The sequence below is a fragment of the Desulfonispora thiosulfatigenes DSM 11270 genome, assembly GCF_900176035.1.
Taxonomy (GTDB): Bacteria; Bacillota; Peptococcia; order Peptococcales; family Desulfonisporaceae; genus Desulfonispora; species Desulfonispora thiosulfatigenes.
This window is the reverse complement of the sequence record NZ_FWWT01000009.1, coordinates 1-15,132: the sequence shown is the minus strand read 5'-3', so window position 1 is coordinate 15,132 and position 15,132 is coordinate 1. Positions and strand designations below refer to the sequence as shown.

The 15,132-nt window shown below is 36.4% G+C and carries 13 protein-coding genes, 2 pseudogenes and 1 other annotated feature; all 15 genes and pseudogenes read left to right on the top strand.

Annotated features, from left to right (window positions below; all coding sequences use genetic code 11):
• Positions 1-506: pseudogene (locus B8965_RS02845) on the top strand (EF-Tu C-terminal domain-related protein); the annotation flags it as partial.
• Between the two features lie 150 nt (positions 507-656).
• Entirely contained in the window at positions 657-806 is a 150-nt protein-coding gene (rpmG, locus tag B8965_RS02840) for a 50S ribosomal protein L33 (RefSeq protein WP_084052361.1), read from the top strand.
• A 93-nt stretch (positions 807-899) separates the two neighbouring features.
• Positions 900-1,055, top strand: a pseudogene (gene secE, locus B8965_RS02835) (preprotein translocase subunit SecE); the annotation flags it as partial.
• A 53-nt stretch (positions 1,056-1,108) separates the two neighbouring features.
• A complete protein-coding gene (nusG, locus tag B8965_RS02830; RefSeq protein ID WP_084052360.1) occupies positions 1,109-1,636 on the top strand; it encodes a transcription termination/antitermination protein NusG in 528 nt (175 codons plus the stop codon).
• Positions 1,637-1,684: 48 nt separating this feature from the next.
• Positions 1,685-2,110: a 50S ribosomal protein L11 gene (rplK, locus tag B8965_RS02825; protein WP_084052359.1), complete on the top strand. Its 426-nt coding sequence runs from the start codon at positions 1,685-1,687 to the stop codon at positions 2,108-2,110.
• A 58-nt stretch (positions 2,111-2,168) separates the two neighbouring features.
• Positions 2,169-2,858, top strand: a complete 690-nt coding sequence (gene rplA / locus B8965_RS02820; protein WP_084052358.1) for a 50S ribosomal protein L1 — start codon at positions 2,169-2,171, stop codon at positions 2,856-2,858.
• A gap of 55 nt (positions 2,859-2,913) precedes the next feature.
• Positions 2,914-3,046: a sequence feature (ribosomal protein L10 leader region), on the top strand.
• Positions 3,047-3,074: 28 nt separating this feature from the next.
• Positions 3,075-3,602, top strand: coding sequence for a 50S ribosomal protein L10 (gene rplJ, locus B8965_RS02815; protein ID WP_084052357.1), 528 nt, complete (start codon positions 3,075-3,077; stop codon positions 3,600-3,602).
• 36 nt (positions 3,603-3,638) lie between these two features.
• On the top strand, positions 3,639-4,013 hold the full coding sequence (gene rplL / locus B8965_RS02810; RefSeq protein ID WP_084052356.1) for a 50S ribosomal protein L7/L12: 375 nt from the start codon (positions 3,639-3,641) through the stop codon (positions 4,011-4,013).
• 301 nt (positions 4,014-4,314) lie between these two features.
• The gene (gene rpoB, locus B8965_RS02805) at positions 4,315-7,611 is read left to right on the top strand and encodes a DNA-directed RNA polymerase subunit beta (RefSeq protein WP_143334204.1); all 3,297 of its coding nucleotides are present in this window, start codon (positions 4,315-4,317) and stop codon (positions 7,609-7,611) included.
• 39 nt (positions 7,612-7,650) lie between these two features.
• Positions 7,651-11,169 carry a DNA-directed RNA polymerase subunit beta' gene (gene rpoC, locus B8965_RS02800; RefSeq protein WP_084052354.1) on the top strand — a complete coding sequence of 1,173 codons (3,519 nt, stop codon included), beginning with the start codon at positions 7,651-7,653 and terminating at the stop codon, positions 11,167-11,169.
• A gap of 93 nt (positions 11,170-11,262) precedes the next feature.
• Entirely contained in the window at positions 11,263-11,508 is a 246-nt protein-coding gene (locus B8965_RS02795) for a ribosomal L7Ae/L30e/S12e/Gadd45 family protein (RefSeq protein WP_242941914.1), read from the top strand.
• Between the two features lie 156 nt (positions 11,509-11,664).
• Positions 11,665-12,045 carry a 30S ribosomal protein S12 gene (gene rpsL, locus B8965_RS02790; RefSeq protein ID WP_084052353.1) on the top strand — a complete coding sequence of 127 codons (381 nt, stop codon included), beginning with the start codon at positions 11,665-11,667 and terminating at the stop codon, positions 12,043-12,045.
• 28 nt (positions 12,046-12,073) lie between these two features.
• Positions 12,074-12,544 carry a 30S ribosomal protein S7 gene (gene rpsG / locus B8965_RS02785; protein ID WP_084052352.1) on the top strand — a complete coding sequence of 157 codons (471 nt, stop codon included), beginning with the start codon at positions 12,074-12,076 and terminating at the stop codon, positions 12,542-12,544.
• Between the two features lie 60 nt (positions 12,545-12,604).
• The gene (fusA, locus tag B8965_RS02780) at positions 12,605-14,683 is read left to right on the top strand and encodes an elongation factor G (RefSeq protein ID WP_084052351.1); all 2,079 of its coding nucleotides are present in this window, start codon (positions 12,605-12,607) and stop codon (positions 14,681-14,683) included.
• A gap of 25 nt (positions 14,684-14,708) precedes the next feature.
• Positions 14,709-15,132: GTP-binding protein (locus B8965_RS02775; protein WP_143334203.1), on the top strand; the 424-nt coding region annotated here is incomplete at its 3' end.

Here is a 15,132-nt window from a genome sequence, read left to right as displayed (position 1 = left end):
AACAGGACGTGTAGAACGTGGACAAGTTAAAGTAGGCGAAGAAAGTAGAAATCGTAGGAATGACAGAAGAAACAAAGAAAACAATCGTAACAGGAGTAGAGATGTTCCGTAAGTTATTAGATGCAGCAGAAGCAGGAGATAATATCGGAGCGTTACTACGTGGAGTAGATAGAAAAGATATCGTAAGAGGTCAAGTATTAGCAAAAACAGGATCAATCAAACCTCATACAAAATTCGCATCAGAAGTATATGTATTAACAAAAGAAGAAGGCGGACGTCACACACCATTTTTCAACGGATACCGTCCACAATTCTATTTTAGAACAACAGATGTAACAGGCGTAATCACATTACCAGAAGGAACAGAAATGGTAATGCCTGGAGACAACATTAAAATGGATATAGAATTAATCACTCCAATTGCAGTAGAAGAAGGTTTACGTTTTGCAATCCGTGAAGGTGGACGTACAGTTGGTGCTGGTGTAGTTACGGCTATCACTGAATAAAAAGCAGGACATTAGTCCTGCTTTTTATTGATAACTTACTTAAGCCTCACATAGTTAAAAAATATTGACATGCTAATCTAGGGTATGCTAAAGTATACTAGGTACTGGTAAAAGGTGTATGATTGTAGATGTAAGTAGGAGGTGGCAACTGTGCGCGTAGGTATTACATTGGCATGTACTGAATGTAAGCGCCGTAATTATAGCTCGACAAAGAACAAAAAGAACAAACCTGATAGAATGGAATTTAAAAAATATTGTCCATTTTGCAAAAACCACACTATTCATAAAGAAACTAAGTAATTAGGGATGTGTAGCTATGAGTAGCAAGGATAAAAACGTAGAAAAAAAGTTGAAAAAAAGCAAGGTTTTGTAGTTAAAACTAAGCGATTTTTCAGAAGCTCTTGGAATGAACTCAAAAAAGTCCATTGGCCAAACAGAACTCAGTTAGTAACTTATACAGGTGTTGTTTTAGTTACTGTAACAATTGTTTCAACGCTAATTTGGATTGTAGATTCAGGGTTGAGTTTCATTATGAAATTACTGATCTAATAATGGTATTTTGAGGGGGTGGGGGTCCTCGAAAAAAGAGGGACCCTTGAGTTATGGAAAAATCATGGTATGTTATTCATACTTATGCTGGGTATGAAAACAAAGTAAAAACAAATCTGGAAAAAAGAATGGAATCCATGAATATGGAAGACCAGATTTTCCAAATATTGGTACCGATGGAAGACGAGTTAGAAATAAAAAATGGAAAACAGAAGATAGCAAAACGCAAGGTTTTCCCAGGATATGTTTTAGTACAAATGGTAATGACGGATGATTCATGGTATGTCGTGAGAAACACAACAGGAGTGACAGGATTTGTCGGTACTGGAGCTAAACCTGTACCTCTGCATGAATATGAAGTAAAAAAGATACTAAAACAAATGGGAGTATCAGAAACAAAAACAAATATTGATTTCGAGATTGGTGAAAGCGTTCAAGTTATAGAAGGACCTTTTGAAAACTTCTTAGGGGTAATAGAAGAAATACTCCCGGAAAAAGGTAAAGTAAAGGTTCTAGTTTCAATGTTTGGACGGGAGACACCTGTTGAATTAGATTTTACTCAATTACAAAAAAACTTATAAAAAAACAAGATAAGAGAAAAACATATTAACCCTAAGGAGGTGCACTACATGGCTAAAAAAGTAATAGGATTTATAAAATTACAAGTTCCAGCAGCTAAAGCAAACCCAGCTCCACCAGTTGGACCAGCATTAGGACAACATGGTGTTAATATTATGGGTTTCTGTAAAGAGTTTAACGAAAGAACAAAAAATCAAGCAGGATTAATTATTCCTGTTGAAATTACAGTATATGCAGACCGTACTTTCACATTTGTAACGAAGACTCCTCCAGCAGCTGTATTATTAAAACAAGCAGCAGGAATTGCTAAAGCTTCAGGAGAACCAAATCGTAACAAAGTAGCGAAAGTATCAGCAGCAAAGGTTAAAGAAATTGCTGAAAGCAAAATGGAAGATTTAAATGCTGCATCAGTTGAAGCAGCTATACGCATGATTGAAGGTACTGCTCGCAGTATGGGTATTGAGATAGAAGCTTAATTAAATAAGCTATCGTGGGAGGAAAATTCCGATATAACCACAAAGGAGGAAAATTATAATGGCTAAACATGGCAAAAAGTATACTGATTCAGTAAAAGACTTTGATAGATTGGCTTTTTATGAACCCCAAGCTGGGTTAGAATTAGTTAAAAAAACAGCTAAGGCAAAATTTGATGAAACAATCGATTTAGCAGTTAAACTTGGTGTTGATCCGCGTCATGCTGACCAACAAATTAGAGGTGCTGTAGTTTTACCACATGGCACTGGAAGAACAAGATCTGTATTAGTTTTTGCAAAGGGCGAAAAGGCTAAAGAAGCGGAAGCTGCTGGTGCTGATTTCGTTGGAGCTGAAGATATGATCGCTAAAATTCAAACTGGATGGTTTGGTTTTGACGTAGTTATAGCAACTCCAGATATGATGGGTCTAGTAGGTCGTTTAGGTCGTGTATTAGGACCAAAAGGTCTTATGCCGAATCCAAAAACAGGTACTGTTACCTTTGATATAGATAAAGCTGTAAATGAAGTAAAAGCTGGTAAAGTTGAATATCGTGTTGATAAAACAAGCATTATTCATGTACCAATAGGCAAAGCTTCTTTTGAGTTAGACAAGCTTGAAGAAAACCTTTCTGCGCTAATGGATGTGCTTATGAAAGCTAAACCTGCAAGTGCAAAAGGTCAATATGTTAAAAGTGTTACACTTTCATCAACTATGGGTCCTGGTGTAAAAATCAATCCACATAGTTATTAATAGCTTGACACACCACTGAAAATGAATTAAAATAACAAGAGTTGTTTTATATAAATTGTATATGAGTTTTCCGCTGTAGACAGTAGGCGTCACTAGACTTAATTTCCTACCGAGGTGGCTTAGAGTGAGTGAGTAATTCATGAATTCAGCCCTTCGTGTCGTTTACGGAGGGCTTTTATATTTTATATTTACTTAATATTGAAGGAGGTGAATCTGTTGAGTAACCTCAATAAGAAGAAACAGGAAGTAGCTATCCTAAGAGAAAAATTTGAAGGTGCTAAATCTGCTGTTATTACAGACTATTGTGGTCTGAATGTAGCAGAGGTTACTGAATTAAGAGCAAATTTAAGAAATGCTGGTGTAGAATTTAAAGTTGTTAAAAATACTCTTTTAACAATTGCTGCTAATGAAGCAGGCATCGAAGGAACTGAAGAATATTTCAAAGGTCCTACGGCTATAGCTTATGGTGTTACTGATGCAGTAGCTCCTGCTCAAATTATTTCAAAGTTTGCTAAAGATCACAAAAATTTAGAAGTTAAAGCTGGTATCCTTGAAGGTAAAGTTATTAGCCAAGCTCAGGTTGATGCATTAGCAAATCTTCCTTCAAGAGAAGTACTGCTTACTCAGTTTGCTGGGTTGCTACAAGCACCTATTGTTGGGCTTGTTAATGTTTTACAAGGACCTATTAGAAAAATGGGTTATGCACTTGAAGAAGTTAGAAAAGCAAAAGAACTAGAAGCTTAATAAAAAAATTATGGTGAAATTTAAGGAGGAAGTATAATGTCTAAAATTAACGATATTATTGAAACAGTAAAAGGACTTTCTGTATTAGAATTATCTGAATTAGTAAAAGCATTTGAAGAAGAATTTGGTGTTAGCGCTGCAGCTCCAGTTGCAGTTGCTGCAGGAGTTGCTGCACCAGCAGCTGAAGCTGCTGAAGAACAATCTGAGTTTGATGTAATCTTAGCTAGCGCTGGAGATAAAAAAATCAACGTAATTAAAGTAGTTCGTGAAATTACTGGTTTAGGATTAAAAGATGCAAAAGAATTAGTTGACGGTGCTCCAAAAGCAGTTAAAGAAGGAGTTTCAAAAGACGAAGCTGAAGAATTAAAAGCGAAATTAACTGAAGCTGGTGCTTCAGTAGAACTTAAGTAATTCAAAAGTTTTTTACAAAGACATCCAAATGGATGTCTTTGTTTGATTTAAACTTCTTTATTAATTGCTTGACACTTAAAAAAGTTTATATTATGATTGTAAAATGCGACCAATTTATTAATATTTGAAGAATATTTTAGGACAATTATGGAAATAATAGTTAAAATAAGTAAAGCGAGGTTTGTAGACCTTGCTTTACATATTTAATGTCTTTTAAATAACGCTAAGGGGTGAAAAACAATTGGTTAAACCAATACATGCGCTTAGAGAAAGGCATAGTTTTGCCAAAATAGACGAAGTAATGGAAATGCCCAACCTAATAGAAATTCAACAAAAATCGTACCATTGGTTTTTAAATGAAGGTCTAAAGGAAATGTTTAGGGATATTTCGCCAATTCAAGATTTCACAGGAAACCTTATTCTTGAATTTGTTGATTATAACCTGGGGGAACCAAAGTATGAAGTAGATGAGTGTAAAGAGCGGGACGTCACCTATGCTGCCCCCTTACGTTTGAAGGTAAGATTGATAAATAAGGAGACCGGTGAAGTAAAAGAGCAAGAGGTTTTCATGGGAGACTTTCCTCTCATGACTAGAAAAGGAACTTTTGTTATCAATGGAGCTGAAAGAGTAATAGTTAGCCAATTAGTAAGATCACCTGGTGCTTATTATTCACAGTCAATTGATACTAGCGGTAAAAAACTTTTCAGCTCAACTATAATCCCTAATAGAGGTGCTTGGTTAGAGTTTGAAACGGATGTAAATGAAAATCTTTTTGTAAGAGTAGACAGAACAAGAAAATTACCAGCTACAGTTTTAATTAGAGCTTTAGGGTATGGTAGTAACGGACAAATACTAGAACTTTTTGATAATGATGAAAGAATCAGAATGACTTTGGAACGTGACCACACAGAGTCCGAAGGAGAAGCTTTAGTAGAAATCTATAAAAGATTAAGGCCTGGTGAACCTCCAACTGTTGATAGTGCCAAGTCATTAATCAATTCCTTGTTCTTTGATGCGAAAAGGTATGATCTCGCAAGAGTAGGAAGATACAAATTAAATAAAAAGCTTGGTCTTGATATTCCATATGAAACTCGTCACATAGTAAGAGAAGATATAATTGAATCTGTAAAATACTTAATTAAATTAATTAAGGGTGAAGGAAATCCTGATGATATAGATCACTTAGGTAATAGAAGACTTAGATCAGTAGGAGAATTATTACAAAACCAGTTTAGAATTGGGTTATCTCGTATGGAAAGAGTTGTACGAGAAAGAATGACTATTCAAGACATGGATGTAATTACTCCGCAAGTATTAATCAATATAAGACCTGTAGTTGCCGCAATTAAGGAATTCTTTGGATCGAGTCAGTTATCTCAATTTATGGATCAGACTAATCCGCTTGCAGAGTTAACACATAAAAGAAGGCTCAGTGCATTAGGACCTGGTGGTTTAAGTAGAGAAAGAGCTGGATTTGAAGTGCGTGACGTTCACCATTCTCACTATGGACGGATGTGTCCAATAGAAACCCCAGAAGGACCAAACATTGGACTTATAAACTCTCTAAGTACATTTGCACGGATAAATGAATTCGGTTTCATTGAAACTCCATATAGAAAAGTTGACAGTGCTAACGGTAAAGTAACAGGTGAAATAGTTTACTTAACTGCTGATGAAGAAGATAAATATGTAATTGCGCAAGCCAATGCTCCGTTAGATGAAGAGGATAGATTTATTAACAAAAAGGTAAACGTACGCTTTGGACATGAAATTATAGAAATGGAAATCGAAAAAGTAGATTATATGGACGTTTCTCCTAAACAAGTAGTTTCTATAGCTACGGCAATGATTCCGTTTCTTGAGCATGATGATGCAAACAGAGCCTTAATGGGTGCAAACATGCAGCGTCAAGCCGTACCTTTACTAAAATCTGATGCACCTTATATAGGAACCGGAAACGAGTTCAAGGCAGCATATGACTCTGGTGCAGTAGTTGTAGCAGAAAAAGGCGGAGTAATCGAAAGCGTTACAGCAAATAGGATTGTAGTAAAAAACAATGAAGGTTCAATAGATAATTATAAATTAACAAAATTTGCTCGTTCGAATCAAGGAACTTGTATTAATCAAAAACCATTAGTCCTAAAAGGGCAAAATATTGAAGATGGAGCCGTTTTAGCTGACGGACCTTCTACAGATATGGGAGAATTAGCTCTTGGACGTAATGTTTTAGTAGGGTTTATGACTTGGGAAGGTTATAACTATGAAGATGCTATTTTATTAAGTGAGAAGCTAGTTAAAGAAGATTACTATACATCCATACATATTGAAGAATACGAATGTGATGCAAGAGATACTAAACTTGGACCAGAGGAAATTACAAGAGATATACCTAACGTCGGAGAAGATGTACTTAAAGATTTAGATGACTTAGGAATTATTCGCGTGGGAGCAGAGGTAAGACCTGGTGACATCTTAGTAGGTAAGGTTACTCCTAAAGGTGAAACAGAGCTTACAGCTGAAGAAAGATTATTAAGAGCCATTTTTGGTGAAAAAGCACGTGAAGTAAGAGATACCTCATTAAGGGTTCCGCATGGTGAGGGTGGAAAAATTGTTGATGTTAAGATTTTCTCACGTGATAACGGAGATGAATTGGCACCAGGGGTAAATAAAATTGTAAGATGCTATATAGCTCAAAAAAGAAAAATATCTCAAGGTGACAAGATGGCAGGAAGACATGGAAATAAAGGGGTTATATCTAGGGTAGTTCCTGAAGAAGATATGCCGTATTTACCAGATGGTACACCACTAGAAATTGTACTTAATCCACTTGGTGTTCCCTCAAGGATGAATATCGGTCAAATCATGGAAACACATTTAGGTATGGCTGCAAAAGCTCTAGGTATTCATATAGCTACGCCTGTATTTGATGGAGCAACCGAAGTTGACATTGAAGAGATGCTCTTAAAAGCGAGCCATGACAGTAGTGGTAAGTTCAAAGTCAGGGATGGTAGAACAGGAGAATATCTTGATAACCCAGTAACAGTTGGTTACATGTATATGATTAAACTACATCACTTAGTTGATGATAAAATACATGCTCGTTCTACAGGACCATACTCACTAGTAACACAACAACCATTAGGTGGTAAGGCTCAGTTTGGTGGTCAGAGATTCGGGGAAATGGAAGTTTGGGCACTAGAAGCTTATGGTGCTGCATATACACTTCAAGAGATATTAACGGTTAAATCTGATGATGTTGTTGGTAGAGTTAAAACCTATGAAGCAATTGTTAAAGGTGAGAATGTACCTGAACCTGGTGTGCCCGAGTCATTTAAAGTTCTTATTAAAGAACTACAAAGTCTTTGCTTAGATGTGAAAATTCTATCTGAAGATGATCAAGAAATAGAAATCAGAGAATCAGAAGAAGAATTTGGAGAAACAGCTAAAGATTTAGGATTAGAACTGCAGGTGGAAGCTAAAGAACCAGCCGCACCTGAAGAATTGAATCCAAAAGAAGATGATGAATTAGCAGAAGGCGAAGATGAGGATATAGACTTTGAAGATATAGATTTTGAGTTAGAAGAGTTCGAGGAGTAACTATAAAATGACTTTTATACGGGAAGGAGCAATGCACCTGTGTTAGATGTTAATAATTTTGACCGTATGCAGATAGGATTATCATCCCCAGAACAAATTAGAGCTTGGTCAAGCGGGGAAGTAAAAAAGCCAGAAACTATTAATTACCGAACATTAAAACCTGAACGAGAAGGCTTGTTTTGTGAAAAAATATTTGGACCTACAAAAGACTGGGAATGTCATTGTGGGAAATACAAGAGGGTACGATATAAAGGAATTATTTGTGATCGTTGTGGTGTAGAAGTTACTAGATCTAAGGTAAGAAGAGAGCGCTTAGGTCATATTGAATTAGCAGCTCCTTGCTCCCATATTTGGTATTTCAAAGGAATTCCAAGTCGTCTTGGCTTATTATTAGATATGTCCCCAAGGTCTCTGGAAAAAATTATTTACTTTGTTTCGTACGTTGTCATAGATGCGGGCGATACATCATTAATGAAGAGACAACTTTTAACTGAAACTGAGTATCGTGAGTATAGGGATAAATATGGCAATAGATTTAGGGCTGGTATAGGCGCGGAGGCGATAAAAGATTTATTATCTGAGTTAGAGCTTCAAACCATGTATACCGAGCTTCGTCAAGAGATAAAAGACACAACAGGACAAAGAAAAATTAGAGCAATTAGAAGATTAGAAGTCGTAGAGGCTTTTAATAAGTCTAACAATAATCCTAGCTGGATGGTCTTAGATGTAATTCCTGTAATACCACCAGAATTAAGACCAATGGTGCAATTAGATGGAGGTAGATTTGCTACATCTGATTTAAATGATTTGTACCGGAGAGTAATTAATCGAAATAATCGTTTAAAAAGGCTCTTAGACTTGGGAGCACCTGATATTATAGTGAGAAATGAAAAAAGAATGTTGCAAGAAGCTGTCGATGCATTAATCGATAATGGTCGTAGAGGTCGTCCAGTTACAGGACCAGGAAATCGTCCGCTGAAATCCTTAAGTGATATGCTAAAAGGTAAACAAGGTAGATTTAGACAAAACCTTTTAGGTAAAAGGGTTGACTATTCAGGTCGTTCAGTTATCGTTGTTGGACCAGAACTTAAACTACATCAATGTGGTTTGCCTAAAGAAATGGCATTAGAATTATTTAAGCCATTTGTAATGAAAAGTTTAGTAGAAAAAGATTATGCTCACAATATAAAAAGTGCAAAAAGGATGGTTGAAAGAGTTAAAGAAGAAGTATGGGATGTTTTAGAAGATGTAATTAAAGAGCACCCTGTATTATTAAATAGAGCTCCTACATTACATAGACTAGGTATTCAGGCCTTTGAGCCTATCTTAGTTGAAGGTAAAGCAATACAATTACATCCATTAGTATGTACGGCTTATAATGCTGACTTTGATGGAGACCAAATGGCAGTACACGTTCCACTTTCAGCAGAAGCTCAAGCTGAGGCGAGACTTTTAATGTTAGCAGCACAAAACATATTAAACCCTAAAGATGGTGCGCCAGTTGTTACGCCTACCCAAGATATGATTTTAGGATCATATTATTTAACGGTAGAAAAGGCTGGTGTTTTGGGAGAAGGGCATATCTTCAAAGATTTTGAAGAAGTAAAGATTGCTTACGATGCTAAGGCTGTGGATATACACGCTAAAGTAAAGGTGCGAGTTAATCTAACTAATGAAGATGATATTGAAGAATTACAAATATGGAACAATAATGCTAGTACCTACGTTGCTAATGGCAGACTGCTTGAAACTACAGTTGGTAGGGTATTATTTAATGCAGTTATACCTAAAAAGGTTGGATTTATTAATGATGTTGTGACAAAAAAAGTTTTAGGTAAAATTGTAGGACGTTGTTATAAATTAATGGGAGCAAATATTACTGCGCAAATGCTTGATGGTATTAAATCCCAAGGGTTCCATTATTCTACGAGAGCAGGAATAACGGTAAGTTTTAGTGATATCATTATCCCAGAAACTAAAGTTAGGCTTATCAAAGAGGGTGAAACCCTAGTAGAATTAATTGATGCGAAGTTTAAAAGAGGATATTTAACCGAAGAAGAACGTTATCAATCGGTAATTGATAATTGGAATAGAATAACTGATAAGGTAACTAAATCATTAATGGAAACACTAGATCCCTTTAATAACATTTTCATGATGGCTAATTCAGGAGCCCGTGGTAACGTACAACAAATTAGACAGTTATCGGGGATGCGTGGACTGATGGCTGATCCATCAGGACGTACTATTGAACTTCCAATTAAAGCTAACTTCCGAGAAGGTTTAACTGTTTTAGAGTACTTTATTTCTACACATGGTGCACGTAAAGGACTTGCTGATACTGCTTTAAGAACAGCGGATTCAGGTTATTTAACTCGTAGATTAGTTGACGTTGCCCAGGACGTAATTGTGAGAGAAGATGATTGTGGTATTAGGATGGGAATCCCGGTTAGGGCAATTAAAAATGGAAATGAAAACATTGAGCCTCTAATCGAAAGAATAGCTGGAAGATTCCCGGTAAAGGATGTTTTACATCCTGAAACAGGGGAAATAATCGTAAAAGCAAATGAGCTCATTACTGAAGAAATTTCAGAGGAAATTATTGAAGTTGGAATAACTGAAGTGGAAATTCGTAGTGCTTTAACTTGTAAAACCAGATACGGTGTATGTCGTAAATGTTATGGACTTAATTTGGCAACTGGACATCAAGTAGATATAGGAGAGGCAGTAGGAATAATTGCAGCTCAATCTATTGGAGAACCAGGAACGCAGTTAACAATGAGAACTTTCCATACAGGCGGTGTAGCCGGTGGGGATGACATTACTCAAGGTTTGCCAAGGATAGAAGAATTATTTGAGGCTAGAAAACCTAAAGGCCAAGCAATTATCTCTGAAATGGATGGTATAGTATCCATTAAAGAGTCGAAAAACAGAAAAGAAATAGAAATAATCTCAAACGTAGAAACCGAAGCTTATGCAGTTCCGTATGGTTCTAGAATCAAGGTGAAAAATGGTCAACAAATAGAGGCAGGTCAAGAATTGACTGAAGGGTCGGTTAATCCACATGATTTACTTAGAATAAAGGGCGTACGGGGTGTCCAATCGTATCTTCTATCTGAGGTTCAAAGAGTTTATAGAATGCAAGGTGTAGATATAAACGATAAACATATAGAAGTTATGGTTAGACAGATGCTACGTAAGGTGAAACTTGAAACATCAGGTGATACTGAGCTATTACCTGGAGGTTTAGTAGATATCTTTGAATTTGAAGAAGAAAATAGAAAAGCAGCAGATAATGGTGGAGAAGAAGCTGTAGCAAAACCTACTTTATTAGGTATTACTAAAGCATCTTTAGCCACAGATTCATTCTTATCAGCAGCATCATTCCAAGAAACCACTAGAGTCCTTACTGATGCAGCTATTAAGGGAAAAGTAGATCCACTTCTAGGGCTAAAAGAAAATGTTATTATAGGTAAACTTATTCCAGCTGGTACAGGAATGAGCAGATATCGTAACTTAAAGGTTGCCTCAAAAGAAAATGAAGAGGTAAAAGAATAAAACAAGATGTCTTTTGCTTGACACATATTTTATGTGATGTTACAATATTCGAGTATATTTCGATAGTAAATGACGAGGAGGTTTTAGTGGGAAGTGGAAGACTTTACAAAATTACCGAGGGTAATGGGTATAAAACAAACTACTAAAGCCTTGCAAAAGGATCAAGTTAAAACACTATATATAGCTATAGACGCAGAAACAAAAACATTAGGGTTAATTGAAGAAAAAGCAAAAGAAAAAGGGATTCAAATAATTGAAGTTCCTTCAATGAAAGAGCTAGGGAAAGCCTTCGGAATAGATGTCGGTTCGGCATGTGCTGCTATTCTTAAGGACTTATAGACCAGCATGTTAAAAAACGTTTTTAATTGCAATTAAAGCCAAGGAGTAGAGCGAGTGAGTAATTTACCATTCGCTCCTTCTAGTGCTATAAGAAGTTGCTGACGTTTTAGATGTTTTTGATCCATATTAAATACTCTGGGAAGGAGGTGCGGAAATATGCCTACAATTAATCAGTTAATTAGAAAAGGAAGACAAAGTCTTGCAGAAAAATCAAATTCTCCTGCATTAAAAGGAAGTCCACAAAAAAGAGGAGTTTGTACAAGAGTTTATACAACTACTCCAAAAAAACCTAACTCAGCATTACGTAAAGTTGCAAGGGTTAGATTAACTAATGGTATCGAGGTAACTTCATATATCCCTGGAATCGGACACAATTTACAAGAACACTCCGTTGTACTTGTAAGAGGTGGAAGAATTAAAGATATTCCTGGTGTACGTTATCACTTAGTTCGTGGAGCTTTAGACGCAGCAGGCGTTCAAAATCGTAATCAATCTCGTTCAAAATATGGAACTAAAAAAGTAAAAGCAAAAAAATAGTATTATAAACGGAAAGGAGGCACAATAAATGCCTAGAAAAGGTCCGGTTTCCAAAAGAAACGTATTAGCAGATCCTATATATAGCAGTGTAAAGTTAACTAAATTAGTTAACCAAGTTATGTATGATGGCAAAAGAGGTATTGCTGAAAAAGCTGTATATAACGCTTTTGACATAATATCAACTAAAACTGGTAAAGATCCTCTAGAAGTATTTGAAGAAGCAATGAAAAATATAATGCCAGTATTAGAAGTAAAGGCTCGTCGTGTGGGTGGAGCTAACTATCAAGTTCCTATTGAAGTAAGACCAGAGCGTAGAGAAACTTTAGGTATCCGTTGGTTAGTAACTTATTCACGTAAAAGAGGCGAAAAAACAATATCTGAAAAAATAGCTGGTGAACTTATGGATGCGGCAAATAGTTCAGGTGGAGCAGTTAAAAAGAGAGAAGATACACATAAAATGGCTGAAGCCAATAAAGCTTTTGCTCATTATCGCTGGTAAGAAAATTTAGTTGGTTTGTTGTTTGGGATAACCTTACAATGGCTAAAAGGAGGATTTATCGTGGCTAGAGCCTTTCCATTAGCTAAAACACGAAATATAGGTATTATGGCTCATATTGATGCAGGTAAAACCACTACTACTGAGCGTATACTTTTTTATACTGGTAAAACACATAAAATAGGTGAGACGCACGAAGGTGCTGCAACCATGGACTGGATGGCTCAAGAGCAGGAAAGAGGTATTACAATTACCTCTGCTGCCACTACTGCCCAGTGGAATGGTAACCGTATAAATATAATAGATACGCCAGGGCACGTTGATTTTACTGTAGAGGTTGAACGTTCCTTACGCGTACTTGATAGTGCGGTTGCTGTATTTTGTTCTGTAGGTGGGGTTGAACCTCAATCTGAAACAGTATGGCGTCAAGCAGACAAGTACAATGTTCCACGTATTGCATTTGTAAACAAAATGGATAGAGTTGGAGCTGACTTTTTAAATGTAGTTGGACAAATAAAAGAAAGATTAGGTGCAAATCCTGTTCCGATGCAATTACCTATTGGATCGGAAGATACATTTGTAGGATATGTAGATTTAGTTAAAAACACTGCAAATGTGTATATTGACGATTTAGGTACTAAATCAGAAGAACAACCGATTCCTGATGATATGAAAGATCAAGTTGCAGAATACCGTGAAAAGTTAGTTGAATCGGTAGCTGAGACTGATGAAGAATTAATGATGAGATATCTTGAAGGAGAAGAAATTTCTCTTGAAGAGTTAAAAGTTGCTATTCGTAAAGCAACAATAGATGTTAAAATTATCCCTTGTTTTTGTGGATCAGCTTTCAAAAACAAAGGTGTGCAAGCACTTTTAGATGGTGTTGTAGATTATTGCCCTGCACCAACTGATGTTGCTGCTATCACTGGAATTTCAGTAGATACTGAAGAAGAAATTGTTGTGCCATCTGATGATAAAGAGCCGTTTGCAGCTTTAGCATTTAAAATTGTTTCGGATCCTTTCATCGGAAAGTTAAGTTATTTCCGTGTATATTCTGGAACAGTAAAAGCAGGTTCTTATGTATATAACTCTACTAAAGGTAAACGAGAAAGAATTGGTAGATTAGTACAGATGCATGCAAACTCTAGAGAAGAAATCGATGAAGTACACGCTGGGGATATAGCAGCAGCTGTTGGTTTAAAGGATGTTACAACAGGAGATACCTTATCTGCTGAAGATAACAAAGTGATTTTAGAATCTATGGAATTTCCTGAGCCAGTTATTGCGGTTGCTATTGAACCTAAGACTAAAGCAGACCAAGAAAAAATGGGTGTTGCATTAGGAAAACTAGCTGAAGAAGATCCAACATTTAAGACAAATACAGACCAAGAAACTGGACAAACTTTAATTCGTGGAATGGGTGAACTTCATTTAGAAATTATAGTTGATCGTATGTTAAGAGAATTTAAAGTTGACGCTCAGGTTGGTAAACCACAAGTAGCATATAAAGAGACTATTCGCAAAGAGTACAAAGCTGAAGGAAAGTTCGTAAGACAATCTGGTGGACGTGGCCAATATGGACACTGCGTAGTAGTATTTTCGCCTAACGAGCCAGGTAAAGGTTATGAATTTGTTAGTAAAATTGTCGGTGGATCAATTCCGAAAGAATATATTGCTCCAATTGATAATGGTATCAAAGAAGCTATGGATTCAGGTGTTTTGGCTGGATACCCTACGGTTGATGTAAAGGCTACTTTAGTAGATGGATCTTATCATGATGTTGACTCATCTGAGATGGCATTTAAAGTTGCAGGTTCAATGGCCTTTAAAGAAGCAGCAAGAAAAGCAGATCCTTGTATTCTTGAACCTATCATGAAAGTTGAAGTTACAGTTCCTGAAGAGTACATGGGAGATGTAATGGGCGATGTGAATTCAAGACGTGGTAGAATTGAAGGCATGGAAGCCAGAACTAATACTCAAGTTATTAGAGGCTTAGTACCACTATCAGAAATGTTTGGATATGCAACTGACTTGCGTTCTAAAACACAAGGACGTGGAACATATACAATGCAATTCACTCATTATGAAGAAGTTCCAAAAAGTATAGCTGAAGAAATTATTACTAAAAAGCAAGGTGCTTAATTAGTTAATTAAGGAGGAATAAACGATGGCAAAAGCAAAGTTTGAAAGAAATAAGCCACACATTAATATTGGAACAATAGGTCACGTAGACCATGGTAAAACAACAACAACAGCAGCAATCACAAACGTATTAGCTCAAGCAGGTGGAGCAACAGCACAAAAATTCGACCAAATCGATAAAGCACCAGAAGAAAGAGAAAGAGGAATTACAATCAATACTTCTCATGTAGAGTATGAGACAGAAAATCGTCACTATGCACACGTAGACTGCCCAGGTCACGCTGACTATGTAAAGAACATGATTACAGGTGCAGCACAAATGGACGGTGGAATCTTAGTAGTAAGTGCAGCAGATGGCCCAATGCCACAAACGCGTGAGCATATCTTACTTGCACGTCAAGTAGGTGTACCATCATTAGTTGTATGGTTAAACAAAGCAGACATGGTAG

Excerpts from the sequence above, each read along its gene's own strand:
- nusG (WP_084052360.1), top strand. The coding sequence starts at position 1,109 with ATGGAAAAATCATGGTATGTTATTCATACTTATGCTGGGTATGAAAAC.
- rplK (WP_084052359.1), top strand. The coding sequence starts at position 1,685 with ATGGCTAAAAAAGTAATAGGATTTATAAAATTACAAGTTCCAGCAGCT.
- rplA (WP_084052358.1), top strand. The coding sequence starts at position 2,169 with ATGGCTAAACATGGCAAAAAGTATACTGATTCAGTAAAAGACTTTGAT.
- rplL (WP_084052356.1), top strand. The coding sequence starts at position 3,639 with ATGTCTAAAATTAACGATATTATTGAAACAGTAAAAGGACTTTCTGTA.
- rpoB (WP_143334204.1), top strand. The coding sequence starts at position 4,315 with ATGGAAATGCCCAACCTAATAGAAATTCAACAAAAATCGTACCATTGG.
- rpsL (WP_084052353.1), top strand. The coding sequence starts at position 11,665 with ATGCCTACAATTAATCAGTTAATTAGAAAAGGAAGACAAAGTCTTGCA.
- rpsG (WP_084052352.1), top strand. The coding sequence starts at position 12,074 with ATGCCTAGAAAAGGTCCGGTTTCCAAAAGAAACGTATTAGCAGATCCT.